Below are 21,131 nucleotides of genomic sequence, written 5' to 3'. Positions count from 1 at the left end.
ATGAGCGACACTAAAGTGGTTCGTACGCTGACTGGTAAAGTAGTCAGCGATAAAATGGATAAGACAGTAACTGTCCTGGTTGAGCGCAAAGTAAAGCACCCGATCTACGGCAAAGTTATTCGTCGTTCCAAGAAGTTTCATGCCCATGATGAGAACAACGAGTTCCGCGCCGGTGATATCGTAGTCATCAGCGAGACTCGTCCGCTCTCGAAAACAAAAACTTGGGCTGTCACTGCACTGGTCGAGAAAGCTCGCCAAGTGTAATGCTTGCAGAGGGGGCGACCCCTCTGTATAATGGCTGTTTTCGGGGGTTCCTCCGAAATCATCCCTGACGGGGTCCAAGACTGGCCGCTAGACACGCCGCATTTTGCGGCGTTTCCTTCATGTTCAGAAGGAAAGAGGCGGAATTAAGTTGGATAGAAAGGTAATCAAACATGATTCAAATGCAGTCCATTTTGGATGTTGCAGACAACACTGGTGCGCGCTCTGTTATGTGCATCAAGGTGTTGGGCGGCTCCAAACGTCGCTATGCCGGCGTGGGTGACATTATCAAGGTGAGCATCAAGGATGCTGCTCCTCGTGGTCGTGTCAAGAAGGGTGATGTTTACAACGCTGTAGTGGTTCGCACTGCTAAAGGCGTTCGTCGTCCTGATGGCTCTCTGATTAAATTTGACAGCAACGCGGCTGTTCTGCTCAACAACAAGCTTGAGCCGATCGGTACTCGTATCTTCGGGCCTGTTACGCGTGAACTGCGTACCGAGCGCTTCATGAAGATCGTGTCGCTGGCTCCTGAAGTGTTGTAAGGAGAGAACCCATGCGTAAGATTCGTAAAGGCGACGAAGTCGTCGTAATCACCGGCAAAGACAAAGGCAAACGTGGTGCTGTACTGCGCGTGCTCGAAGGCAAGGTATTGGTAGAAGGCATCAACCTGGTGAAAAAACACCAGAAGCCTAACCCGATCCGCGGTGTGGCTGGCGGTATTGTTGAAAAAACAATGCCTCTGGATGTTTCCAATGTCGCTATTTTCAACGCGGCTACCCAGAAAGCTGACCGTGTTGGCTTTAAGGTTCTTGATGACGGCAAAAAAGTACGTGTCTTCAAGTCCACTGGCGAAATCGTGGGCGCGTAAGGAGCAAAAATGGCACGTTTGTATGATTTCTACAAAAGCACCGTTGTTCCAGAGCTGATCAAACAATTCGGCTACAAGTCCGTTATGGAAGTGCCGCGCATTGAAAAGATCACCCTGAACATGGGTGTTGGCGAAGCGGTTGCTGACAAGAAAGTTATGGACCATGCGGTTGGCGATCTGGAAAAGATTGCTGGTCAGAAGCCAGTTGTTACTGCTGCTCGCAAGTCCATCGCCGGCTTTAAGATCCGTGATAACTACCCGGTAGGTTGCAAGGTAACTCTGCGTCGCGAACGCATGTACGAGTTCCTGGATCGCCTGGTAACTATCTCGCTGCCGCGCGTTCGTGACTTCCGTGGTGTTTCCGCCAAGTCTTTTGACGGTCGCGGTAACTACAACATGGGCGTTAAAGAACAGATCATTTTCCCGGAAATCGAGTACGACAAGATCGATGCTCTGCGTGGTATGAACATTACTATCACGACTTCCGCGAAAACTGACGAAGAAGCCCGCGCACTGCTGGCTGCGTTCAAATTCCCGTTTAAGGGCTAAGCACATGGCAACTCTTGCTCTGATTAATCGTGAAGAGAAGCGCGCGAAGCTCGTGGCTAAGTACGCCGGCAAGCGTGAACAGCTTCTCGCCATCATCAATAACCCGAATTTGTCTGAAGAAGAGCGCTTTGCTGCTCGTCTGAAGCTGCAGCAGCTGCCGCGTAATGCCAGCCCGGTACGTCAGCGTCGTCGCTGCGCACTGACTGGTCGTCCGCGTGGCGTTTTCCGCAAATTCGGTCTGGCTCGTAACAAACTCCGTGAAATCGCTATGAAAGGCGAAATCCCGGGTGTTGTTAAAGCCAGCTGGTAATAGGAGATACAGAATGAGCATGCAAGATCCTATTTCCGATATGCTGACTCGCATCCGTAACGGCCAGCGCGCTGCTAAAACCAATGTTTCGATGCCATCGTCGAAACTGAAGGTAGCAATCGCTCAGGTTCTGAAGGATGAAGGCTACATCGAAAACTTCGCAGTAACCGAAGCTGACAAAAAGCCGGTTCTGGAAGTTGAGCTGAAGTACTACGTTGGCCGCCCGGTAATTGAGCGTATCGAACGCGTATCCCGTCCTGGCCTGCGTGTTTACAAAGGTTCCACCGAGATTCCGAAGGTACTGAACGGTTTGGGCGTTACCATCGTTTCGACTTCGCGTGGCGTAATGACTGATCGTAAAGCACGTGCTGCCGGTATCGGCGGTGAGTTGCTGTGCGTCGTGGCTTAATCGGAGGGTGTAATGTCTCGCGTAGCTAAAAACCCCGTGGTTATTCCTGCAGGCGTAGAAGTTAAGTTCGGCGCTGCTGAAGTAACCGTAAAGGGCGCGCTGGGCTCTTTGAGCACCCCGCTGTGTGCCGATGTTGACGTAAAACTGGTTGATAACCAACTGGTTTTTGCGGCCAACAATGACACCAAATTTGCCCGTTCGATGTCCGGCACCCTGCGTGCCCTGCTGAACAACATGGTACTTGGTGTTAGCAAAGGCTTCGAGAAGAAACTGCAACTGGTAGGTGTAGGTTACCGCGCGCAAGCTCAAGGTGACGCTCTTAACCTGTCTCTCGGTTTCTCCCACCCGGTAGTTCACCAGATGCCTGCTGGCATCAAGTGCGAAACACCGACTCAGACCGAAATCCTGATCAAAGGTGCTGATAAACAGCGCGTTGGCCAGGTTGCTGCCGAAATCCGCGCATATCGTTCCCCAGAGCCATACAAAGGCAAAGGTGTTCGTTACGCTGATGAGGTTGTGGTTCTGAAAGAGACCAAGAAGAAGTAATTGAGGCACTGAAATGGACAAGAAACAGACTCGACTCCGCCGCGCACGCAAAACCCGTGCACGTATTGCGGAGCTCAAGATGGCTCGTCTGTGCGTATACCGCACTAATAGCCACATTTACGCTCAGGTCATTGACGAAACTGGCAGCCGTGTTCTGGCTAGTGCTTCCAGTCTTGAAGCTGATGTGCGCGCTAATCTTGCAAACGGTGGCAACGTTGCTGCAGCTGTTGTGGTTGGCAAAGCAATTGCCGAAAAAGCCAAAGCTGCTGGCGTAAGCCAAGTTGCATTCGATCGTTCCGGCTTCAAATACCATGGTCGCATCAAGGCCTTGGCAGACGCTGCCCGTGAAAACGGTCTTGTATTCTAATCGGAGTTAAGAATGGCTAAGCACGAGATCGAAGATCGTGGCGATGGTCTGATCGAGAAAATGATCGGCGTAAACCGTGTCACCAAAGTGGTGAAGGGTGGTCGTATCATGGCCTTCTCGGCTCTGACTGTCGTAGGTGATGGCGACGGTGGTATCGGCATGGGTAAGGGCCGTTCCAAAGAGGTTCCTGCTGCTGTACAAAAAGGCATGGAACAAGCACGTCGCAACATGATTAAAGTACCGCTGAAAAACGGTACGCTGCACCACGCAGTCGTAGGCAAGCACGGTGCTACCACCGTGTTCATGCAGCCGGCTAAAGACGGTGCCGGTGTAAAAGCCGGTGGCCCGATGCGTGCTGTGTTTGAAGCCCTGGGCGTGCACAACGTTTCGGCCAAAATCCATGGTTCCACCAACCCGTACAACGTGGTTCGTGCAACACTGGACGGTCTGAGCAAGATCCACACTCCGGCTCAGATCGCAGCCAAGCGTGGTCTGACCGTAGAGCAGATTCTGGGGGCAGATCATGAGTGATATCAAAACCATCAAAGTGACTCTGGTTAAGAGCCTGATTGGTCGTATTGAATCGCACAAGGCTTGCGCACGTGGTCTCGGTCTGAAGAAAATCAATCAGACCGTTGAAGTGATCGACACTGCAGCTAACCGTGGCATGATCAACAAGATCAGCTACCTGGTTAAGAGCGAGGGCTGATAAATGTTGCTGAATACCATTAAGCCTGCCGCTGGCGCAAAACACGCCAAGCGTCGTGTAGGTCGTGGCATTGGTAGCGGCCTGGGTAAAACCGCTGGTCGTGGCCATAAAGGTCAGAAGAGCCGTGCAGGTGGCTTCCACAAAGTAGGCTTCGAAGGTGGTCAAATGCCACTGCAACGTCGTCTGCCTAAGCGTGGCTTCAAGTCCCTGACTGCTGGTGATGTGGCTGAAGTTCGCCTGTCCGAGCTGGCATTGCTGCCAGTTGCCGAGGTGGATCTGCTGTCCCTGAAACAGGCTGGTCTGGTTCCTGTGCAAGCACTGGGCGCCAAACTGATCCTGTCCGGCTCCGTTGATCGTGCATTTACCCTGCGTGGCGTTGCTGCTACCGCTGGTGCTAAAGCTGCGATCGAAGCTGCTGGTGGCAGTTTCGTAGAATAAGGCGCAATCCGTGGCGAATACTTCTCTAGTTGGAAACGCCAACAAGTTTGGTGATCTCAAGCGCCGTATCTTGTTTTTGGTCGGAGCTTTGATTGTTTACCGCATTGGTGCACACGTACCCGTGCCAGGTATCAATCCTGCAGAACTAGCGAAGTTGTTCCAGTCGTCGCAAACGGGCCTCCTGGACATGTTTAACATGTTCTCGGGAGGCGCCTTGGAGAGATTTACGGTATTTGCCTTGGGCATTATGCCGTACATCTCTGCCTCTATCGTTCTTCAGTTGGCGTCGGAGATCGTTCCGTCGCTCAAACAGATGAAGAAAGAGGGCGATGCGGGACGTCGCAAAATAACTCAGTACACACGTTATGCAACCTTGGCTCTGGCTAGCTTCCAGAGTTTTGGTATCGCGGTAATGCTGTTTAAACAGCCTGGTCTGGTGGTGGCACCACAGCTCGAGTTCTACGTAACGACAGTTGTTTCGCTGGTAACCGGTACCATGTTCCTGATGTGGCTCGGTGAGCAAATCACGGAACGCGGGTTGGGTAATGGTATTTCCCTGATCATCTGCGCAGGTATAGCTGCCGGTGTGCCCGCTGCGATTGGTAAGACCCTGACGCTCACTAGCCAAGGTTCCCTGCCTATCCTGCTGGTGATCGCGCTGTTTGTTGCAGTGATTGCGGTAACCTATCTGGTTGTATTCGTGGAACGGGGCCAGCGAAAAGTTCTGGTTAATTATGCCAAGCGTCAAGTAGGTAACCGCGTTGTGCAGGGTCAAAGCACCCACATGCCGCTGAAACTGAACATGGCCGGTGTGATTCCGCCAATTTTCGCATCGAGCATTATCCTGTTCCCGGCAACGGTGTTGGGTTGGTTCGGTAATACCGAAGGCCTTGGCGTGCTGAAGTCTATTGCAGACAAGCTTCATCCTGGCCAGCCGGTATACGTGTTGCTGTACGCTGCGGCAATCATTTTCTTCTGTTACTTCTACACCGCCTTGGTATTCAATCCCAAGGAAACGGCAGATAACCTGAAGAAGAGTGGGGCATTTATTCCCGGAATCCGCCCAGGCGAGCAGACTTCGCGGTATATCGAGAAGATCATTCTCCGCCTCACATTGATTGGTGCGATCTACATCACACTTGTTTGCTTGATGCCCGAGTTCCTCATCCTTAGCTGGAACGTTCCTTTCTACTTTGGCGGCACTTCTCTGCTGATCATGGTAGTAGTAACGATGGATTTCATGGCGCAAGTACAGTCGTATGTTCTTTCCCATCAGTACGAAGGCCTGCTCAAGAAAGCAAACTTCAAGAGTGGCGGTAATCGTTAAGGTAAACGGTAACTGGTTTTATGGCGAAAGAAGATACTATCCAGATGCAGGGTGAAGTCCTGGAAACGTTGCCTAACGCAACTTTCCGGGTCAAGCTCGAAAATGGACACGTAGTTCTGGGTTACATCTCTGGCAAGATGCGTATGCACTACATCCGTATTCTGCCTGGTGACAAGGTAACGGTGGAGATGACACCGTATGACCTGTCTCGTGCCCGTATCGTGTTCCGTGCGAAGTAATCGCACTTGCTCTTTTCAGATAGAAAGGAACTGAAATGCGTGTACAACCTTCGGTAAAGAAAATTTGCCGTAACTGCAAAATCATTCGTCGCAACCGTGTTGTTCGAGTGATCTGCACTGATCCGCGTCACAAACAAAAACAAGGCTAACATTTGTTAGCTTGGTTTTGTCGTGTTACAATCGCAACCTTTTCAAGCTTAAGGCTTAAGGAAAGAGAATGGCCCGTATTGCAGGGGTAAACATCCCCAATCATGCGCATGCCGTTATCGGCCTGCAGGCTATCTATGGCATTGGTGCTACCCGCGCTAAGCACATTTGTGCTTCCGCTGGTATCAATCCTTCTTCGAAAGTGAAGGATCTGACCGAAGCCGAGATGGAGTCTCTGCGTGTAGAAGTCGCCAAGTTCACCGTTGAAGGTGACCTGCGTCGTGAAATCACCATGAGCATCAAACGTCTGATGGACATGGGTTCCTATCGTGGCTTCCGTCATCGTCGTGGTCTGCCGTGCCGTGGTCAGCGCACTCGTACCAATGCTCGTACCCGCAAAGGTCCGCGCAAGGCTATCGCCGGTAAGAAGTAATTTTAAGGAACACAGATAATGGCTAAAGCAAACACAGCTGTCCGTGTACGCAAAAAAGTACGCAAGTCTGTTAGCGACGGTATCGTGCACGTGCACGCTTCCTTCAATAACACCATCATTACCATCACCGATCGTCAAGGAAATGCTTTGTCTTGGGCTACCTCCGGCGGTGCTGGCTTTAAAGGCTCGCGTAAAAGTACACCCTTTGCCGCTCAGGTAGCAGCAGAGCACGCTGGTAAAGTTGCCCAAGAATACGGCGTAAAAAACCTGGAAGTTCGCATCAAGGGTCCCGGTCCAGGCCGTGAGTCCTCCGTGCGCGCACTGAATGCTCTGGGTTTCAAAGTGACCAGCATCTCTGACGTGACGCCAGTCCCGCACAACGGCTGCCGTCCTCCCAAGAAACGTCGTATCTAATTTCGGAGAGTCTGAGAAATGGCACGTTATACCGGCCCTAAATGTAAGCTCGCTCGTCGCGAAGGGACTGACCTCTTCCTGAAGAGCGCCCGTCGTGCTCTGGACACCAAGTGCAAGCTGGATACTGCACCTGGCCAGCATGGCGCCAAGAACACCCGTCTGTCCGACTTCGGTGTTCAACTGCGTGAAAAACAAAAAGTACGTCGCATCTACGGCATTATGGAGCGTCAGTTCCGTAAATACTTCGCCGAAGCTGCACGTCGCCAAGGCTCCACTGGTGAAAACCTGCTGAAGATCCTGGAAGCTCGTCTGGATAACGTTGTTTATCGCATGGGCTTCGGTTCCACTCGTGCAGAAGCTCGCCAACTGGTAAGCCACAAAGCGATCACCGTGAATGGTGCTCTAGTGAACATCCCTTCTTACCAGGTTAAAGCTGGTGATGTGGTTGCTGTTCGTGAAAAGTCCAAGAAACAGGTTCGTATTCAAGAAGGTCTGGCTTTGGCAGAGCAGATTGGCTTCCCGGCATGGGTAGCTGTTGATACCAAAAAGATGGAAGGTGTCTTCAAAACTGCTCCTGAGCGTTCCGAGTTGTCTAGCGATATCAACGAACAACTCGTTGTGGAATTCTACTCCAAGTAATCGCTAGCTCTTAAGGAATGACTATGCAAAACAGCGCTTCGGAATTTCTGAAACCGCGACTGATCGATGTGCAGCCGGTTTCGGCTACACATGCTCGTGTGTCGATGGAGCCGTTCGAACGCGGCTATGCCCATACTCTGGGTAATGCACTGCGTCGTATTCTGCTCTCTTCCATGCCGGGCTATGCTCCGACCGAAGTAACAATCGCTGGCGTTTTGCATGAGTATTCCGCTCTTGACGGTGTTCGGGAAGATGTCGTCGACATCCTCCTGAACCTGAAGGGCGTAGTGCTTAAGCTGCATGGTCGTGACAGCCTGATTCTTTCCTTGAAAAAGGAAGGTGAAGGTCCTGTCCTGGCTGGTGACATCGAACTGCCGCACGATGTAGAAGTGATCAACCCTGATCACGTCATCTGCTATCTGTCTGCTGGCGGTAAAATCGATATGGAAATCAAGGTTGAGAAAGGCCGCGGCTACCAGCCGGTAGCAGCCCGTATCAACCACGATGACAATCGTGCGATCGGCACTATCCAGCTTGATGCTTCCTTCTCCCCGGTGCGCCGCGTCAGCTTCAATGTTGAAAGCGCCCGTGTAGAACAACGTACCGACCTTGACCGTCTGGTACTGGACATCGAGACCAACGGTGTGATCGAACCGGAAGAAGCGGTACGCTTGGCGGCCCGTATTCTGGTAGATCAGCTGTCGATCTTTGCAGACTTGCAAGGTACAGCAGTTGAGGAAGTCGTTGAGAAGGCGCCACCGATCGATCCGATCTTGTTGCGCCCAGTCGATGATCTCGAACTTACTGTTCGTTCCGCCAATTGTCTGAAGGCCGAGAACATTTACTACATCGGTGATCTGATTCAGCGTACGGAAACCGAGCTGCTGAAGACCCCGAACCTTGGTCGTAAGTCGCTGAACGAGATCAAGGAAGTTCTCGCTTCTAAAGGCCTGACACTCGGCATGAAGCTCGAAAACTGGCCTCCGGCTGGCCTAGAGAAGCCGTAAGTTTGGGATAAAAGGACACTACAATGCGTCATCGTAATAGCAATCGTAAACTGAACCGCACGAGCAGCCATCGCCTGGCGATGCTTCGCAACATGGCGAACTCGTTGCTCCGTCACGAAGTTATCGTGACTACCCTGCCGAAAGCAAAAGAACTGCGTCGCGTAGCCGAGCCGCTGATTACCCTGGGTAAGAAGCCTTCTCTGGCCAACCGTCGTCTGGCTTTCGACCGTACTCGTGACCGCGAAATGGTTGTAAAACTGTTCGACGTTCTGGGCCCGCGCTACGCTGCCCGTAACGGTGGTTATGTACGTATCCTGAAGTACGGTTTCCGTCAGGGCGACAACGCTCCGATGGCACTGGTAGAACTGGTAGACCGTCCGGAAGGTGAAGTGGTAGTAGAAGAAGCCGCCGAGTAATCGACAGCCTCTGTAAAAAAAGCCAGCGCTTGCGCTGGCTTTTTCTATTGTTGCGCGGCCAACCATTGCCAGAACTGCGTATGGTCCAGGTAGGCTGCATTAAAACGGTAGTAAGGCGTGCTGCTGCCATCGCTACTAAACAGCTCGCCTGGTGCCAGAAAGATTTGCTGCTGCCGTGCACTTTCCTGATCAATCACCACGCTCTGAGGCGGCCTGGCCCAGATGAACATGCTTTTGCTATTGGGCTGAAACACCTGCCAGCCTAGTTGTTCGAAGCGTGCTACCGCCTTGCTGGTACTCTGCGCGATGCGTTCTATCAGCCGGCTGTTCTGGCGTTTGTATTTGCTGTCGCTGGCCAGTTCGTAGGCGAGCCGTTCGGTGTGGGTAGAGGAGGTGAGTGCGGCCAACATCTTGGCGCGCGTCAGCGCGGCTTGCCAGCGTGCCGGTGCCAGCAGGTAGCCTACGCGCAGCGCCGGGCTCAGTGCCTTGCTGAAGCTACCGATGTGCAGTACCTGACGCAGGCCATCCATGGCGGCCAGACTGGGCCCGCCATGGGCCAACAGGTCCGCCGAGACATTATCTTCTACCAGCAATACGTCGTACTGCTGCGCCAGTCGCAGCACGCCGTGGGCAATATGCGGCGCATAGCTGGCCCCGGTGGGGTTGTGTAGCCAGGGGTTGGTAAAAAACACCCGCGGACGGTGTTGCTGCATCAGTTGTTCCAGCTGCTGCAGATCCGGCCCTTGTGGTGTCCAGTTCACCGGTAGCAGCTGGCATTCCCTGAAGCGCAGTGCCGACAGCAGGTTGCAGTAGCCGGGGTTATCTATCAGTACTGCTGTGCCATCCAGCCGCAGGGTACTGCACACAATGTCCAGTGCGTGCGTGGCACCCTGGGTCAGCAGGATCTCTTCTGCATGGCAGCTCATGCCTTGCTGGCTCAGTTTATCGGCCAGAAACTCGCGCAGTAACAACAGGCCCTGCGGGTGGCCGTAGGTCATTTCTGTTATCTGCTCGCGGGCGATCTTGCGCAGGGCGCGCACCTGGGCCTGATCGTCGTACCAGCTGGCTGGCAGCCATCCGCAGCCTGCCAGAATGCCCTGCTGTTCTCCCTGATAGATACCGCTGAGCAGCCAGTCACTATCCAGCGGCAAATCGCTGAGCTGTTTGCGCACCGCCTGGCCGCTGCTCTGCTGTTGTTTACGTTGTGCATAAAAGCCGGAGCCCGCCCTGGCGGCCAGCCAGCCTTCCTGTACCAGTCTGTCGTAGGCCTCGCTTACCGTGAACGGGCTGGCACCAATCTCTTTGGCAAATGCGCGGATCGATGGCAGCTTGCTACCCGGTGTCAGGCGGCCCTCGCGAATGGCCTGCTGGATGCCGCGCACCAGCTGTTCTACCTTGGTGCGTTGGCTGGGGTCCAGGTAGCTTTGATAGCGGTTCATGACTGTACCTATTTTTTTACCAGTACGGTTTGGTGTGTTTGCGACCTAACTGTACCTGTAACTGTACTGGCTTGGCACCTACATTTATGCCATCAGTGCTGCAATCAGGCAGAGGAGACACCGCAATGAACCCCCAAGCAATGGACGCTTTCTGGATGCCGTTTACGGCAAACCGCCACTTTAAGGCCAACCCGCGCATGCTGGTCAGCGCAGACGGTATGTACTACCAGGACGACGCTGGCCGCAGCATTCTGGATGGCTGCGCTGGCTTGTGGTGCGTGAATGCCGGCCACAATCGCAAACCCATTGTGGAAGCCATTCAGCGCCAGGCTGCCACGCTGGACTACGCGCCGCCTTTCCAGATGGGCCACCCCAAGGCATTCGAAGCGGCAGAGAAACTGGCCGAGATGGCACCGGCTGGGCTGGATAAAGTGTTCTTTGTGAACTCGGGTTCCGAGGCTGCCGACACCGCCTTGAAAATGGCTATTGCCTACCACCGTGTGCGTGGTGACGCTGGTCGCGTGAAGCTGGTGGGCCGCGAGCGCGGCTACCACGGTGTGAACTTTGGCGGTATTTCGGTAGGCGGCATTGCCGGCAACCGCAAGTTGTTCCCGGTGGCTCTGCCGGCTACCGACCACATTCGCTCCACGCACGACCTGGCGCGTAATGCCTTTACGCGCGGCGAGCCGGAGTTCGGTGCAGAGTTTGCCGACGAGCTGGAAGCGCGCATCACCACGCTGCACGACCCGTCCACCATTGCGGCCGTGATCGTGGAGCCGATGGCCGGCTCCACCGGTGTGTTGATTCCGCCCAAAGGCTACCTGAAACGCCTGCGCGAGATTTGCGACAAATACGGCATCTTGCTGATTTTTGATGAAGTCATCACCGGCTTTGGCCGCCTGGGCGCCGACTGGGCAGCCAACAAGTTCGACGTGTTGCCGGACATCATCACCTGTGCCAAAGGCCTGTCCAACGGCGTGGTGCCGATGGGCGCGCTCATCGTCAAACCTGCCATCCACGACGCCTTTATGGCGGCTGCGGCTGACCGTGCCATCGAGTTCCCCCATGGCTACACCTACTCGGCCCACCCGCTGGCCTGCGCCGCCTCGGTGGCCACGCTGGACCTGTACCGCGACGAAGGCCTGTTCCAGCGTGCGGCCAACCTAGCCCCGCGCTTTGAAGAAAAAGCCCACGCGCTGCGTGGCACCCGCCATATCAAGGACATTCGCAACCTGGGCCTGGTGGCCGGTATCGAGCTGGATAGCCGGCCGGGTGCACCTGGTGCGCGTGGCATGGATGTGTTCCTGAAATGCTGGGAAAAAGGCGTACTGGTGCGCTTTACCGGCGACATCATCGCCGTGTCGCCACCGCTGATCATCAGCGAAGCCGAGATCGACCGCCTGTTTGCCACCATTGGCGAAGCCATTCACGAAGCCGACTGACCCTACTGGCGCTGCGGCCAACGTTGGCCGCAGCGGACTGATACTGACATTGATAAAGCTGACACCATGAAAACCATTCCACACCTGATTGCTGGCGAGCTGCATGCAGGCCAGGGTAGCCGTTTTGCCGAAGTGTACAACCCGGCGCTGGGCGAAGTCATTGCCCGCGTACCGCTAGCTAACGATGACGACATCCAGGCTGCCGTAGCCGCTGCCCGCCGTGCTTTCCCGGCCTGGGCCGAGACCTCGCCGCTGAAGCGTGCCCGCGTCATGTTCAAGTTCAAAGCCCTGCTTGAAGACAATGCGCAAAAGCTGGCCGAGATCATTTCGCAAGAACACGGCAAGGTGGTGTCGGACGCTATGGGCGAAGTCACCCGTGGCCTGGAAGTAGTGGAGTTTGCCTGCGGTATTCCGCAGCTGCTGAAAGGCGAGTTTACCGAGCAAGTCGGCAGCGGTATCGACAGCCACAGCCTGCGCCAGCCGCTGGGCGTGGTGGCCGGTATCACCCCGTTCAACTTCCCGGCCATGGTGCCGCTGTGGATGATCCCGGTAGCGCTGGCCTGCGGTAACACCTTTATTCTGAAACCGTCCGAGCGCGACCCGTCCGCCGCCATGTTCCTGGCCGAGCTGCTCAAACAAGCCGGCCTGCCCGACGGCGTGTTCAACGTACTGCACGGCGATAAACAGGCGGTAGATGGCCTGCTGACCCACCCGGATGTGCAGGCCATCAGCTTTGTCGGCTCCACGCCGATCGCCCAATACATCTACGAAACCGGTGCCCGCCACGGCAAGCGCGTGCAGGCACTGGGCGGTGCTAAAAACCACATGGTGGTGATGCCGGATGCAGACCTGGACGGCACGGTAGAAGCGCTGATTGGCGCCGCCTACGGTTCGGCCGGCGAACGTTGCATGGCGATTTCGGTGGCGCTGGCGGTAGGCGACATTGCTGATGCGCTGGTAGAGAAGTTGGCCGCACGTGCCCGCCAGCTAAAAATCGGCGTGGGCAACGACGCCGCCGCCGAAATGGGTCCGCTGGTGACCCGCGTGCACCAGCAGAAGGTCGCCGGTTACATTGATCAGGGCGTGGACGAAGGCGCCAAGCTGGTCGTCGACGGCCGTGGCTACCGCCACCCGGGTTACGAAAGCGGCTTCTTCCTGGGCCCCAGCCTGTTCGATAACGTGACGCCGGAGATGACCATCTACCGCGAAGAAATCTTCGGCCCGGTGCTATCCATCGTGCGCGTGCCGGATTTCGAGACAGCCTTACAGCTGATCAACAGCCACCAGTACGCCAACGGCACCAGCATCTTTACCCGTTCCGGTGCCGCCGCCCGCGAGTTTGGCCACCGCATCCAGGTAGGCATGGTCGGTGTGAACGTGCCCATCCCGGTGCCCATGGCCTTCCACAGCTTTGGCGGCTGGAAAGCGTCGCTGTTTGGTGACCACCATATGCATGGCCCGGAAGGCGTGCGCTTCTACACCCGCATGAAAACCATCACTACGCGCTGGCCAGACAAGCTCACCGCCGAGTTTGTGATGCCCACCATGAAGTAATGCTCTGTCCACGATAGGGGGATAACCCTTGTATCGCAGCTTCAACCCGGCTTTGGCCGGGTTTTTTTTGTTTAAGGCAATGACAAACTGTCTGATGCGGCTTAAATTACTTGATACAAATGTGTCGCACAATGCGGCCTGATTTAATAAAAATGCTTCACGGGAGTGATGGAATGCAAAAAACCGCTGGTTTGTCGCTGAAGCGTAGGTTACAGCTTCAGGTGGTGTTGGTGACGGTAATTCTCTGTGTGCTGGGTGTGCTGTCGCTCATGCATGAGCGTGCCACCATGCTGGAAGACCGCGAGATAAAAGTACGTAATCTGGTGGAGTCGGCCATGACCGTGGTGAAGGCCTACGAAGACAAGGCCAGCAGCGGTGCGCTGAGCGAAGCCGAGGCCAAAAAGCAGGCCGCATCGGTACTGAACGCCATGCGCTACGACGAACGTGAATACTTTTTTGCCTTTGATCGCGAGTGGAACTGGGTTGCGCATGGTGCGAAGGCCGCCATGATTGGCAAAAACCTGAATAGCGTCAAAGATGCTTCTGGTGTGCCGCTGAAACCGTTGTTCGAGCAAGCCTTGCAAAGCGGGGGCGGCAAAGGATTGGTGGCCTATGTGTGGGACAAGCCGGGCTTTGATACCCCGCAAGACAAGATTTCCTATATCGCCACTACCGCTGGCTGGGGCTGGGTACTGGGGACCGGCATTTACCTGGACGACGTACAGGCCGGCTTTATGGCACAGGCTTATGTGCTGATCGTCGAGGTGCTGCTGGCCGTGGCGCTGGTGGTGACCGTGGGCTACCTGATTCGCCGCAGCGTGATGCAGCAGCTGGGCGGCGACCCCGCACTGACACGGGACGTGGTACACCGCATCGCCCAGGGCGATCTGAACGTGCAGGTACCGTTGGCCGCAGGCGATAAAGACAGCCTGCTGGCCGCCGTCGCCAATATGCAGCAGCACCTGCGCGAGCTGGTAGGTGGTATTGCCGGCAGCAGCAGTACCCTGTCCGGCATGGCTGGCAATATTGCTGGTAGTGCCGCCGCGGTTGCCAGCAGCTCCGACCAGCAAAGCCACGCGGCGACCGAAATGGCCGCGTCCATCGAGCAACTTACCGCCAGCATCAAGCAGATTGCCGAGCTGGCCGAGCACGCCCGTACCGTGTCGGCCAGCTCCGGCCAACTATCTAACCAGGGCGGCGAAGTGATTGCCAGTGCCGTCAGCGAAATGCAGCGCATCAACAGCGCGGTAGACCAGGCGGCTGGCACCATTGGCAATCTGGTGAGCAAGACGCAAACCATCTCCACCATCATGCAGGTGATCAAGGACATTGCCGACCAGACCAACCTGCTGGCGCTGAACGCGGCGATTGAAGCCGCGCGTGCCGGGGAAATGGGCCGTGGCTTTGCCGTGGTGGCCGACGAGGTGCGCAAGCTGTCCGAGCGGACTGCCGCCGCCACGCAGGAAATCGCCGGCATGATCAACGAGATTCAGGCTGGCTCCGAGGCCTCGCGCAGCAATATGGAAGAAGCCGTCAACCGCGTAAAAGCCGGCCTGGCGCTGGCCGAGCAGGGTGGCGAGGCTATCCACCAGATACGCGACAGTGCCAACGGCGTGGTGGGTGTGGTGAAAGACATCTCGCAAGCACTGGCCGAGCAGGGCCACGCCAGCGAGGAGATCACCCGCAATGTGGAGCAGATCGCCCAGGCTGCAGCCAACAACGCTGCCGCCTCCGGCCAGTCGTCCCAGGCGATTGGCGAGCTGAACGAGCTGACCCAGCGCCTGCGCAGCATGGTGTCGCGTTTTCAGGTGTAGTCCCGTGGTCTAGCCCGGCGACGCTGCCGGTAAGATAAAAAGCTTGGCCGCATTGCCTGTGACAGGGCGCGCGGCCAAGCTTTTTTGTCGGGTGCAGTGAAACGGGATGCGCGTGCTAATAAAGTGAAAACAGCGTGGGCACAGGCTGTGGCGCCATGCTCACGCTATCTATTGCCCACCTTGTCTTTTACACCGCTGCCTTGCTGTTAGTTTGGGCTGCCCGGCGGTGCCACAGCCCCCAGCCGCCGGCGATGGCCAGCAGCACAGCGCATAGCAGCAGTACCGGCGCGTTGCCGTGGCGCATATACGGTGTCAGGCCGCTATGGCCCTGTACCGTGGCCAGCAGCGTCTGGCGGGTGTCCGGTGCGGCAGCGGCGATCAGCTCGCCACGGTGGTCGATGGCGGCGGTCATGCCGGTATTGGTGGCGCGCAGCATGGGGCGGCCGGTTTCCAGGGCTCGCGCTTGCGACAGTTGCAGGTGCTGGCTCATGGCGTTGCTTTTGCCGAACCAGGCCAGGTTGCTGACGTTGGCCAGAATGGTGGCGTTGGCCGCCGGGCCGATCAGCTCTTCACCAAAGCCGTCTTCGTAGCAGATATTGAACGCGACCTTTTGCTGGCCGATGGTTAGCGGCAGCTGATCCGTACCACCGGGGGTAAAGCCGGACAGCGGCATGCGCAGGAACTGGTAGATCCAGCTGGTGACGGCAGGCAGCGGGATGAATTCGCCAAACGGTACCAGGTGGTTTTTGGCGTAGTAGTCCTGCGTGGGCTGGTTCAGCGCGATGACAGCGTTCAGGTAGCCACGGCCATCCGGCGTACGGCGCGGGATGCCGGCGACCAGGGCGGTCTTTTTACGGTCGGCTACGCCGTTGATCATGGTGAGGTAGCCGGAGGGCAGGTCGTCCAGGAACACCGGTAGCGCGGTTTCCGGCAGCAAGGTCAGCTCTGCCGGTGGCGCCTGCACCACCATGCGGTAGTAGGTGGCCAGGGTGAAGTCGAAGGTGGCCGGATCCCATTTCAGCGCCTGCGGGATATTGCCTTGCAGCAGTGCCACGCGCAGCGGGGCGCCGGCTGGGGTGGTCCATGTTTGCTGTTGCAGCCAGCCGCTGCCACCCCATAGCAACAGCAGCAAGCCGCCAAGGGCAGCGCGCTTGGCTAGATGCAGACCGGCTTGCGGTAGCAGCGCCAGCACGCCGGCGCTGAGCGCCACCGCCAGGGTCACAGCATGGATGCCGCCCACGGGGGCCAAGCCGGCGAGCGGGCTTTCGGTAATCTGGCTATAGCCGATGGCGCCCCAAGGGAAACCGGTGAACACCCAGCTGCGCAGCCATTCGCCCAGCGTCCATGCGGCGGGGAACACCACCAGCCAGCGCACAGCGGGCAGGTGGTGCATGCGGGCGGCCAGCCAGGTGGCCAGGCCGGGGTAGAGCGCCAGGTACATGGGCAGCAGCAGGGTCATGCCGCCGGCCAGCAGCGGGGGCATGCCGCCAATATCGTGCAGGCTGATGTAGATCCAGTAGAACTGGCTGGTGTAGGCGGCCACGCCCCACACCCAGGCCAGGCCAAAGGCGCGCTGCGGCCAACGTTGTACCAGCAGGATCAGCGCCGCCAGCGCCAGCAGGGCCACCCAGTACAGGCGGTAGGGGGCAAAGGCCAGTACGGTGCTGGCACCGGCCAGCGTGGCCAGCAGCAGGGTGAGTGCGTGGCGTAGCATGTCAGCTAGGTTTGGCGGCACGCCGCTCTACCAGCAGGGCGTGCAGGCGGCGGCTGTCGGCACGGATCACGGTGAAGTGCCAGTCGTCCAGCTGCAGGCCTTCGCCGCGTGTGGGTACGTAGCCCAGGTTAGCCATCACCAGGCCGCCGACGGTGTCGACTTCGTCGTCGGGCAGGGTGCTGTCGAAGAAGGTGTTGAAGTCGTCGATGGCGGTGGTGGCGCGTACGCGGTAGCGCCCGCCGCGTACCGGTACGATATCGTCTTCTTGCTCTTCCAGGTCGTGTTCGTCGTCGATTTCGCCCACGATTTCTTCCAGCACGTCCTCGATGGTGACCAGGCCTGACACGCCGCCGTATTCATCCACCACGATGGCCATATGCGTTTTGCTGGCGCGAAAATCGCGCAGCAGGGCATTGAGTGGCTTGCTTTCCGGCACGAATACCATCGGGCGCAGTACTTTTTTCACGTCGAAGGCGTCGGGCTGGTGAAAGTAGTGCAGCAGGTCTTTGGCCAGCAGGATGCCTTTGATGTCGTCCTTGTCGTCGCCGATGACCGGAAAGCGCGAATGGCCGGTTTCGATGAGCTGCGGCAGCCATTTTTCGATGCTGTCTTCCAGCTTCAGCACGGTAATCTGGCTGCGCTGTACCATCACGTCGCGCACGCTTTGCTCGGAAAACGACAGCACGCCCTCGATCATGGACAGCGCCTCGGCGTCCATCAGGTTGCGCTCGAAGGCGGCGTGCAGTTGCTCACGCAGCTCTTCGCGGTCTTCAGGTTCGTGGGTAAAGCGGTTTAGCAGGCGGTCAAACCAACTGGCGGGTTTACTGGGGTCGTCCATAGATGGGGTCAGGTTTTCTCTGCGGCGTAAGGGTCGTCATAGCCTAACTTGGCGAGGATGGCGGTTTCAAGCGCTTCCATGATGTTGGCCTCGTCGTCCTGCTCGTGGTCAAAGCCCTGCAGGTGCAGCATGCCGTGCACGGTGAGGTGGGCGTAGTGCGCGTCCAGCGTCTTGCCTTGCTCGGCGGCCTCGCGGGCGACCACGGGGGCACAGAATACCAGGTCGCCAAACAGTGGCATGCCCGCCACGGTGTCGCCTTCGTTCAGCGCGAAGGACAGCACATTGGTGGCGTAGTCCTTGCCGCGGTAGTCGTGGTTCAGCTGGCGGCCTTCGGCCTCGTCTACTACCAGCAGCGAGACCTGCGCCTGGCGGTGCTGGCGCTGCAGGGCGGCCTGGCACCAGCGGCGCCATTGTTTGCCGTCCGGCAGCGGCTGTTCGCTTTCCAGGCGGTCTTCCAGGGTCAGGTCCAGCCGTGCGGCCAACCTTTGCAGGAAGGGGTTACGTTTCGCTTTTTTCATCTTGTCTTGCCTGATAGTGGTCGTAAGCGTCGACGATCTTCTGCACCAGCGGGTGGCGCACCACGTCGTCGCTCTGGAAATGATGGAAATGGATGCCGCGCACCTTGCCCAGGATGCGCTCTACCTCGACCAGGCCGCTTTTCTGGTGGCGTGCCAGGTCGATCTGGGTGATGTCGCCGGTAATGACCGCGCGCGAGCCAAAGCCGATACGGGTGAGGAACATCTTCATTTGTTCGGGCGTGGTGTTCTGCGCCTCGTCCAGAATGATGAAGGCGTTGTTCAGCGTGCGGCCGCGCATATAGGCCAGCGGGGCGATTTCGATCAGGTTCTTCTCGAACAGGCGCGCCACTTTGTCAAAGCCCATCAGGTCATACAGCGCGTCGTACAGCGGGCGCAGGTAGGGGTCTACTTTTTGTGCCAGGTCGCCGGGCAGGAAACCCAGTTTTTCGCCGGCTTCTACCGCCGGGCGCACCAGCACGATGCGCTTCACCGCGTCGCGTTCCATGGCATCCACGGCGCAGGCTACCGCCAGGTAGGTTTTACCCGTGCCGGCCGGGCCAATGCCAAAGGTAATGTCGTGGCCGAAGATCGCCTTGATATAGGCTCCCTGGCGCGGGGTGCGGCCTTTGAGGTCGCGGCGGCGGGTAGCCAGCTGCGGGGTGTCGTCGTCCGCCCCCTGCGGGTTGTGCTGGCGTGCTTCTACCAGGCCAAGCTGGATGTCGCGTATGCCCAGATCGCGTTTTTCGGCCATATCGTAAAAGCGCAGCAGCAGGGCCAGCGCGGTGTGGGCGTGCTGGCCGCGCATGGTGAACTGCTCGCTGCGGCGCTGGATCACCACATCCAGCCCGGTTTCAATCTGCTTGAGGTTTTCGTCCAGCGCGCCGCACAGGCGGGCGAGGCGGTCGTTATCGACAGGGGTAAAACTGTGGGTGCAGGTAGATTCGCTCATGGACGCTTTGCTGTAGTTGGCGGGCATTGGCGCTGGCGCTGCAGGCTTTGCAGGTGGGCCAGCTTTTCTTCCAGGGCCTGGATGCGGTCGTCGTCGGCGCGCGGTGTGCCCACCGGCAGGCCAAAACCGACACCGATGCTGCCGTGGCTACCTACCGCACCGCCCAAGCCGATGTTCAGTGTAACCGGCGCCCGCAGGTTTGTACGCTCGCGGGCCAGCACCAGGCTGGTGTCGGCCACGGCTTGCGCCAGGCCGGCGCAGTCCAGCGTGGCGGGGTCGGGCTGCTTCAGGCTGGCACAGGCGGCCAGCAGCAGGCAGGCAATCAGGGGCAGGGTGCGTGGCATGGTGGCTCCGGTAGGGACCGGGCAGCGGGCTGCCCGGCTGGCCTGGCTCAGGCGGTTTCCAGGGTGAGGATTTCACCGCCCAGCGAGTGCGGGTTGGCTTCGGTAATCACCACGTCTACCAGCTGGTTGATCAACCGTGGCTGGCCGACAAAGTTCACCACGCGGTTGTTGGCGGTACGGCCTGCCAGCATGCCGGGGTCTTTTTTGGAGATGTTCTGCACCAGCACGCGCTGTACGGTGCCCACCATGCTCTGGTTGATCTCGAAGCCACGCGCTTCGATCACTTCGTTCAGCGCTTCCAGGCGGCGGACTTTTTCCTTGTGCGGGGTGTCGTCTACCAGGTTGGCCGCAGGGGTGCCCGGGCGCGGGCTGTAGATGAACACGTAGCTGAAATCGAAGGCCAGGTCTTTCACCAGCTTGAGTGTCTGCTCGAACTCGGCCTCGGTTTCGCCGGGGAAGCCCACGATAAAGTCGGACGACAGGCACAGGTCGGGGCGGATGGCGCGCAGCTTGCGGATGATGGACTTGTATTCCAGCGCGGTGTAGCCGCGTTTCATGGCGCTAAGCACGCGGTCGGAGCCGCTTTGTACCGGCAGGTGCAGGTGCGATACCAGCTTGGGCAGGCGTGCGTAGCAGTCGATGATGCGCTGGCTGAACTCGCGTGGGTGGCTGGTGGTAAAACGCATGCGCTCGATGCCGGGGATCTCGTGCACGTATTCCAGCAGGGTGGCAAAGTCGGCAATCTCGCCGTCGGCCATGGCACCGCGGTAGGCGTTGACGTTCTGGCCCAGCAGGGTGATTTCTTTAACGCCTTGCAGCGCCAGGTTGGCTATTTCGGTGAGTACGTCGTCAAACGGGCGCGATACTTCTTCGCCGCGGGTGTAGGGCACCACGCAGAACGAGCAGTATTTGGAACAGCCTTCCATCACCGACACCATGGCGGCGGCACCGTCTACCTTGGCCGGCGGGATGTGGTCGAATTTTTCGATTTCGGGGAAGGAAATATCTACCTGCGAGGTGCCGCTTTGCTGGCGGCTCTTGATCAGCTCGGGCAGGCGGTGCAGGGTTTGCGGGCCGAACACCACGTCTACATACGGCGCACGCTTCACGATGGTGTCGCCTTCCTGGCTGGCTACGCAGCCGCCCACGCCGATAATCAGGTTGGGGTTGGCCTCTTTCAGCGGGCGGATACGGCCCAGGTCGGAAAACACCTTTTCTTGCGCTTTTTCGCGCACGCTACAGGTATTGAACAGGATCACGTCGGCCTCTTCCGGGTTTTCCGTCTTGATCATGCCCTCGGTACTGCCCAGTACGTCTACCATTTTGTCCGAGTCGTACTCGTTCATCTGGCAGCCGAATGTCTTGATGTAAACCTTTTTCATGCTGGTATCTGCAAAAAAGAGAAGGCCAGCTCACAGCGGCCACTTGTGTCGTGGGCGT

General features: G+C 57.6%; 29 protein-coding genes. 22 read left to right on the top strand and 7 right to left on the bottom strand.

Annotated elements, in window-relative coordinates; genetic code table 11:
- The 19 genes from rpsQ to rplQ all read left to right on the top strand — a co-directional run bounded on the left by rpsQ (nt 1) and on the right by rplQ (nt 9,079).
- A complete protein-coding gene (gene rpsQ, locus ACZ9XP_RS05325; protein WP_017507367.1) occupies nt 1–264 on the top strand; it encodes a 30S ribosomal protein S17 in 264 nt (87 codons plus the stop codon).
- A 170-nt stretch (nt 265–434) separates the two neighbouring features.
- Entirely contained in the window at nt 435–803 is a 369-nt protein-coding gene (rplN, locus tag ACZ9XP_RS05320) for a 50S ribosomal protein L14 (protein ID WP_017507366.1), read from the top strand.
- Between the two features lie 11 nt (nt 804–814).
- Nucleotides 815–1,129 (top strand): 50S ribosomal protein L24, encoded by a 315-nt coding sequence (gene rplX / locus ACZ9XP_RS05315; protein ID WP_017507365.1) that lies wholly within the window; start codon nt 815–817, stop codon nt 1,127–1,129.
- A gap of 9 nt (nt 1,130–1,138) precedes the next feature.
- Nucleotides 1,139–1,678, top strand: coding sequence for a 50S ribosomal protein L5 (gene rplE, locus ACZ9XP_RS05310; protein WP_017507364.1), 540 nt, complete (start codon nt 1,139–1,141; stop codon nt 1,676–1,678).
- A 4-nt stretch (nt 1,679–1,682) separates the two neighbouring features.
- The gene (gene rpsN, locus ACZ9XP_RS05305) at nt 1,683–1,988 is read left to right on the top strand and encodes a 30S ribosomal protein S14 (protein WP_026107680.1); all 306 of its coding nucleotides are present in this window, start codon (nt 1,683–1,685) and stop codon (nt 1,986–1,988) included.
- 13 nt (nt 1,989–2,001) lie between these two features.
- A complete protein-coding gene (gene rpsH / locus ACZ9XP_RS05300; protein WP_026107679.1) occupies nt 2,002–2,397 on the top strand; it encodes a 30S ribosomal protein S8 in 396 nt (131 codons plus the stop codon).
- A 12-nt stretch (nt 2,398–2,409) separates the two neighbouring features.
- Nucleotides 2,410–2,943, top strand: a complete 534-nt coding sequence (rplF, locus tag ACZ9XP_RS05295) for a 50S ribosomal protein L6 (protein WP_147686567.1) — start codon at nt 2,410–2,412, stop codon at nt 2,941–2,943.
- Between the two features lie 13 nt (nt 2,944–2,956).
- Entirely contained in the window at nt 2,957–3,310 is a 354-nt protein-coding gene (gene rplR, locus ACZ9XP_RS05290) for a 50S ribosomal protein L18 (RefSeq protein ID WP_017507360.1), read from the top strand.
- A 12-nt stretch (nt 3,311–3,322) separates the two neighbouring features.
- On the top strand, nt 3,323–3,841 hold the full coding sequence (rpsE, locus tag ACZ9XP_RS05285; RefSeq protein WP_147686569.1) for a 30S ribosomal protein S5: 519 nt from the start codon (nt 3,323–3,325) through the stop codon (nt 3,839–3,841).
- Nucleotides 3,834–4,019, top strand: a complete 186-nt coding sequence (gene rpmD / locus ACZ9XP_RS05280) for a 50S ribosomal protein L30 (RefSeq protein ID WP_017507358.1) — start codon at nt 3,834–3,836, stop codon at nt 4,017–4,019. The genes rpsE and rpmD overlap by 8 nt, the downstream gene beginning before the upstream one ends.
- Before the next feature lie 3 nt (nt 4,020–4,022).
- Nucleotides 4,023–4,457: a 50S ribosomal protein L15 gene (gene rplO, locus ACZ9XP_RS05275; protein WP_147686571.1), complete on the top strand. Its 435-nt coding sequence runs from the start codon at nt 4,023–4,025 to the stop codon at nt 4,455–4,457.
- A 10-nt stretch (nt 4,458–4,467) separates the two neighbouring features.
- Nucleotides 4,468–5,784, top strand: a complete 1,317-nt coding sequence (gene secY, locus ACZ9XP_RS05270; protein ID WP_147686573.1) for a preprotein translocase subunit SecY — start codon at nt 4,468–4,470, stop codon at nt 5,782–5,784.
- Nucleotides 5,785–5,804: 20 nt separating this feature from the next.
- Nucleotides 5,805–6,023: a translation initiation factor IF-1 gene (gene infA, locus ACZ9XP_RS05265; RefSeq protein WP_017507355.1), complete on the top strand. Its 219-nt coding sequence runs from the start codon at nt 5,805–5,807 to the stop codon at nt 6,021–6,023.
- Between the two features lie 35 nt (nt 6,024–6,058).
- Nucleotides 6,059–6,172, top strand: a complete 114-nt coding sequence (rpmJ, locus tag ACZ9XP_RS05260) for a 50S ribosomal protein L36 (RefSeq protein ID WP_011137711.1) — start codon at nt 6,059–6,061, stop codon at nt 6,170–6,172.
- Nucleotides 6,173–6,240: 68 nt separating this feature from the next.
- Nucleotides 6,241–6,603, top strand: a complete 363-nt coding sequence (rpsM, locus tag ACZ9XP_RS05255; protein WP_017507354.1) for a 30S ribosomal protein S13 — start codon at nt 6,241–6,243, stop codon at nt 6,601–6,603.
- Between the two features lie 18 nt (nt 6,604–6,621).
- Nucleotides 6,622–7,017, top strand: coding sequence for a 30S ribosomal protein S11 (rpsK, locus tag ACZ9XP_RS05250; RefSeq protein WP_017507353.1), 396 nt, complete (start codon nt 6,622–6,624; stop codon nt 7,015–7,017).
- Nucleotides 7,018–7,035: 18 nt separating this feature from the next.
- Nucleotides 7,036–7,656, top strand: coding sequence for a 30S ribosomal protein S4 (rpsD, locus tag ACZ9XP_RS05245; RefSeq protein WP_147686575.1), 621 nt, complete (start codon nt 7,036–7,038; stop codon nt 7,654–7,656).
- 23 nt (nt 7,657–7,679) lie between these two features.
- Complete coding sequence (locus ACZ9XP_RS05240; RefSeq protein WP_026107678.1) at nt 7,680–8,663, top strand: DNA-directed RNA polymerase subunit alpha; 984 nt, start codon at nt 7,680–7,682, stop codon at nt 8,661–8,663.
- 23 nt (nt 8,664–8,686) lie between these two features.
- On the top strand, nt 8,687–9,079 hold the full coding sequence (rplQ, locus tag ACZ9XP_RS05235) for a 50S ribosomal protein L17 (protein ID WP_026107677.1): 393 nt from the start codon (nt 8,687–8,689) through the stop codon (nt 9,077–9,079).
- Between the two features lie 44 nt (nt 9,080–9,123).
- Here rplQ and ACZ9XP_RS05230 read toward each other — a convergent pair whose 3' ends face one another.
- Nucleotides 9,124–10,518 (bottom strand): aminotransferase-like domain-containing protein, encoded by a 1,395-nt coding sequence (locus tag ACZ9XP_RS05230; RefSeq protein ID WP_147686577.1) that lies wholly within the window; start codon nt 10,516–10,518, stop codon nt 9,124–9,126.
- Between the two features lie 125 nt (nt 10,519–10,643).
- Here ACZ9XP_RS05230 and aptA point away from each other — a divergent pair, with 125 nt between their 5' ends.
- The 3 genes from aptA (at nt 10,644) to ACZ9XP_RS05215 (ending at nt 15,328) form a co-directional block, all read left to right on the top strand.
- Nucleotides 10,644–11,960: an omega-aminotransferase AptA gene (aptA, locus tag ACZ9XP_RS05225; RefSeq protein ID WP_026107675.1), complete on the top strand. Its 1,317-nt coding sequence runs from the start codon at nt 10,644–10,646 to the stop codon at nt 11,958–11,960.
- Nucleotides 11,961–12,026: 66 nt separating this feature from the next.
- Nucleotides 12,027–13,514, top strand: a complete 1,488-nt coding sequence (locus ACZ9XP_RS05220) for a CoA-acylating methylmalonate-semialdehyde dehydrogenase (protein ID WP_147686579.1) — start codon at nt 12,027–12,029, stop codon at nt 13,512–13,514.
- Nucleotides 13,515–13,744: 230 nt separating this feature from the next.
- Nucleotides 13,745–15,328 (top strand): methyl-accepting chemotaxis protein, encoded by a 1,584-nt coding sequence (locus ACZ9XP_RS05215; RefSeq protein WP_240803450.1) that lies wholly within the window; start codon nt 13,745–13,747, stop codon nt 15,326–15,328.
- 187 nt (nt 15,329–15,515) lie between these two features.
- On the opposite strand, the gene lnt is transcribed toward ACZ9XP_RS05215, so the two are convergent.
- From lnt to miaB, 6 genes are read right to left on the bottom strand one after another with little or no spacing between them, the layout of a single operon-like run.
- Nucleotides 15,516–17,042, bottom strand: coding sequence for an apolipoprotein N-acyltransferase (lnt, locus tag ACZ9XP_RS05210; RefSeq protein WP_147686709.1), 1,527 nt, complete (start codon nt 17,040–17,042; stop codon nt 15,516–15,518).
- 1 nt (nt 17,043) lies between these two features.
- Nucleotides 17,044–17,880: a transporter associated domain-containing protein gene (locus ACZ9XP_RS05205; protein WP_147686583.1), complete on the bottom strand. Its 837-nt coding sequence runs from the start codon at nt 17,878–17,880 to the stop codon at nt 17,044–17,046.
- An 8-nt stretch (nt 17,881–17,888) separates the two neighbouring features.
- Nucleotides 17,889–18,398: an rRNA maturation RNase YbeY gene (gene ybeY / locus ACZ9XP_RS05200; RefSeq protein ID WP_147686585.1), complete on the bottom strand. Its 510-nt coding sequence runs from the start codon at nt 18,396–18,398 to the stop codon at nt 17,889–17,891.
- Nucleotides 18,379–19,347: a PhoH family protein gene (locus ACZ9XP_RS05195; RefSeq protein WP_147686587.1), complete on the bottom strand. Its 969-nt coding sequence runs from the start codon at nt 19,345–19,347 to the stop codon at nt 18,379–18,381. The genes ybeY and ACZ9XP_RS05195 overlap by 20 nt, the downstream gene beginning before the upstream one ends.
- Nucleotides 19,344–19,691 carry a hypothetical protein gene (locus tag ACZ9XP_RS05190; protein WP_147686589.1) on the bottom strand — a complete coding sequence of 116 codons (348 nt, stop codon included), beginning with the start codon at nt 19,689–19,691 and terminating at the stop codon, nt 19,344–19,346. Before ACZ9XP_RS05190 ends, ACZ9XP_RS05195 begins: the two co-directional genes overlap by 4 nt.
- 47 nt (nt 19,692–19,738) lie before the next feature.
- Nucleotides 19,739–21,073 carry a tRNA (N6-isopentenyl adenosine(37)-C2)-methylthiotransferase MiaB gene (gene miaB, locus ACZ9XP_RS05185; protein ID WP_147686591.1) on the bottom strand — a complete coding sequence of 445 codons (1,335 nt, stop codon included), beginning with the start codon at nt 21,071–21,073 and terminating at the stop codon, nt 19,739–19,741.
- Nucleotides 21,074–21,131: the final 58 nt, after the last annotated feature.

The organism is Vogesella perlucida, assembly GCF_979366545.1.
This window is presented reverse-complemented; position numbering and strand designations above follow the sequence as displayed.

What these genes read in the sequence shown, in the direction of transcription:
- rplQ (WP_026107677.1), top strand. Translation starts at nt 8,687, where the DNA reads ATGCGTCATCGTAATAGCAATCGTAAACTGAACCGCACGAGCAGCCAT.
- rplF (WP_147686567.1), top strand. Translation starts at nt 2,410, where the DNA reads ATGTCTCGCGTAGCTAAAAACCCCGTGGTTATTCCTGCAGGCGTAGAA.
- rplX (WP_017507365.1), top strand. Translation starts at nt 815, where the DNA reads ATGCGTAAGATTCGTAAAGGCGACGAAGTCGTCGTAATCACCGGCAAA.
- rpsM (WP_017507354.1), top strand. Translation starts at nt 6,241, where the DNA reads ATGGCCCGTATTGCAGGGGTAAACATCCCCAATCATGCGCATGCCGTT.
- rpmD (WP_017507358.1), top strand. Translation starts at nt 3,834, where the DNA reads ATGAGTGATATCAAAACCATCAAAGTGACTCTGGTTAAGAGCCTGATT.
- rpsQ (WP_017507367.1), top strand. Translation starts at nt 1, where the DNA reads ATGAGCGACACTAAAGTGGTTCGTACGCTGACTGGTAAAGTAGTCAGC.
- ACZ9XP_RS05220 (WP_147686579.1), top strand. Translation starts at nt 12,027, where the DNA reads ATGAAAACCATTCCACACCTGATTGCTGGCGAGCTGCATGCAGGCCAG.
- ACZ9XP_RS05240 (WP_026107678.1), top strand. Translation starts at nt 7,680, where the DNA reads ATGCAAAACAGCGCTTCGGAATTTCTGAAACCGCGACTGATCGATGTG.
- miaB (WP_147686591.1), bottom strand. Translation starts at nt 21,073, where the DNA reads ATGAAAAAGGTTTACATCAAGACATTCGGCTGCCAGATGAACGAGTAC.
- rpsE (WP_147686569.1), top strand. Translation starts at nt 3,323, where the DNA reads ATGGCTAAGCACGAGATCGAAGATCGTGGCGATGGTCTGATCGAGAAA.
- ACZ9XP_RS05230 (WP_147686577.1), bottom strand. Translation starts at nt 10,518, where the DNA reads ATGAACCGCTATCAAAGCTACCTGGACCCCAGCCAACGCACCAAGGTA.
- rplR (WP_017507360.1), top strand. Translation starts at nt 2,957, where the DNA reads ATGGACAAGAAACAGACTCGACTCCGCCGCGCACGCAAAACCCGTGCA.
- lnt (WP_147686709.1), bottom strand. Translation starts at nt 17,042, where the DNA reads ATGCTACGCCACGCACTCACCCTGCTGCTGGCCACGCTGGCCGGTGCC.
- rpsD (WP_147686575.1), top strand. Translation starts at nt 7,036, where the DNA reads ATGGCACGTTATACCGGCCCTAAATGTAAGCTCGCTCGTCGCGAAGGG.
- ACZ9XP_RS05195 (WP_147686587.1), bottom strand. Translation starts at nt 19,347, where the DNA reads ATGAGCGAATCTACCTGCACCCACAGTTTTACCCCTGTCGATAACGAC.
- rpmJ (WP_011137711.1), top strand. Translation starts at nt 6,059, where the DNA reads ATGCGTGTACAACCTTCGGTAAAGAAAATTTGCCGTAACTGCAAAATC.
- ACZ9XP_RS05190 (WP_147686589.1), bottom strand. Translation starts at nt 19,691, where the DNA reads ATGCCACGCACCCTGCCCCTGATTGCCTGCCTGCTGCTGGCCGCCTGT.
- rplE (WP_017507364.1), top strand. Translation starts at nt 1,139, where the DNA reads ATGGCACGTTTGTATGATTTCTACAAAAGCACCGTTGTTCCAGAGCTG.
- rplO (WP_147686571.1), top strand. Translation starts at nt 4,023, where the DNA reads ATGTTGCTGAATACCATTAAGCCTGCCGCTGGCGCAAAACACGCCAAG.
- ybeY (WP_147686585.1), bottom strand. Translation starts at nt 18,398, where the DNA reads ATGAAAAAAGCGAAACGTAACCCCTTCCTGCAAAGGTTGGCCGCACGG.
- rplN (WP_017507366.1), top strand. Translation starts at nt 435, where the DNA reads ATGATTCAAATGCAGTCCATTTTGGATGTTGCAGACAACACTGGTGCG.
- ACZ9XP_RS05205 (WP_147686583.1), bottom strand. Translation starts at nt 17,880, where the DNA reads ATGGACGACCCCAGTAAACCCGCCAGTTGGTTTGACCGCCTGCTAAAC.
- aptA (WP_026107675.1), top strand. Translation starts at nt 10,644, where the DNA reads ATGAACCCCCAAGCAATGGACGCTTTCTGGATGCCGTTTACGGCAAAC.
- rpsK (WP_017507353.1), top strand. Translation starts at nt 6,622, where the DNA reads ATGGCTAAAGCAAACACAGCTGTCCGTGTACGCAAAAAAGTACGCAAG.
- rpsN (WP_026107680.1), top strand. Translation starts at nt 1,683, where the DNA reads ATGGCAACTCTTGCTCTGATTAATCGTGAAGAGAAGCGCGCGAAGCTC.
- infA (WP_017507355.1), top strand. Translation starts at nt 5,805, where the DNA reads ATGGCGAAAGAAGATACTATCCAGATGCAGGGTGAAGTCCTGGAAACG.
- rpsH (WP_026107679.1), top strand. Translation starts at nt 2,002, where the DNA reads ATGAGCATGCAAGATCCTATTTCCGATATGCTGACTCGCATCCGTAAC.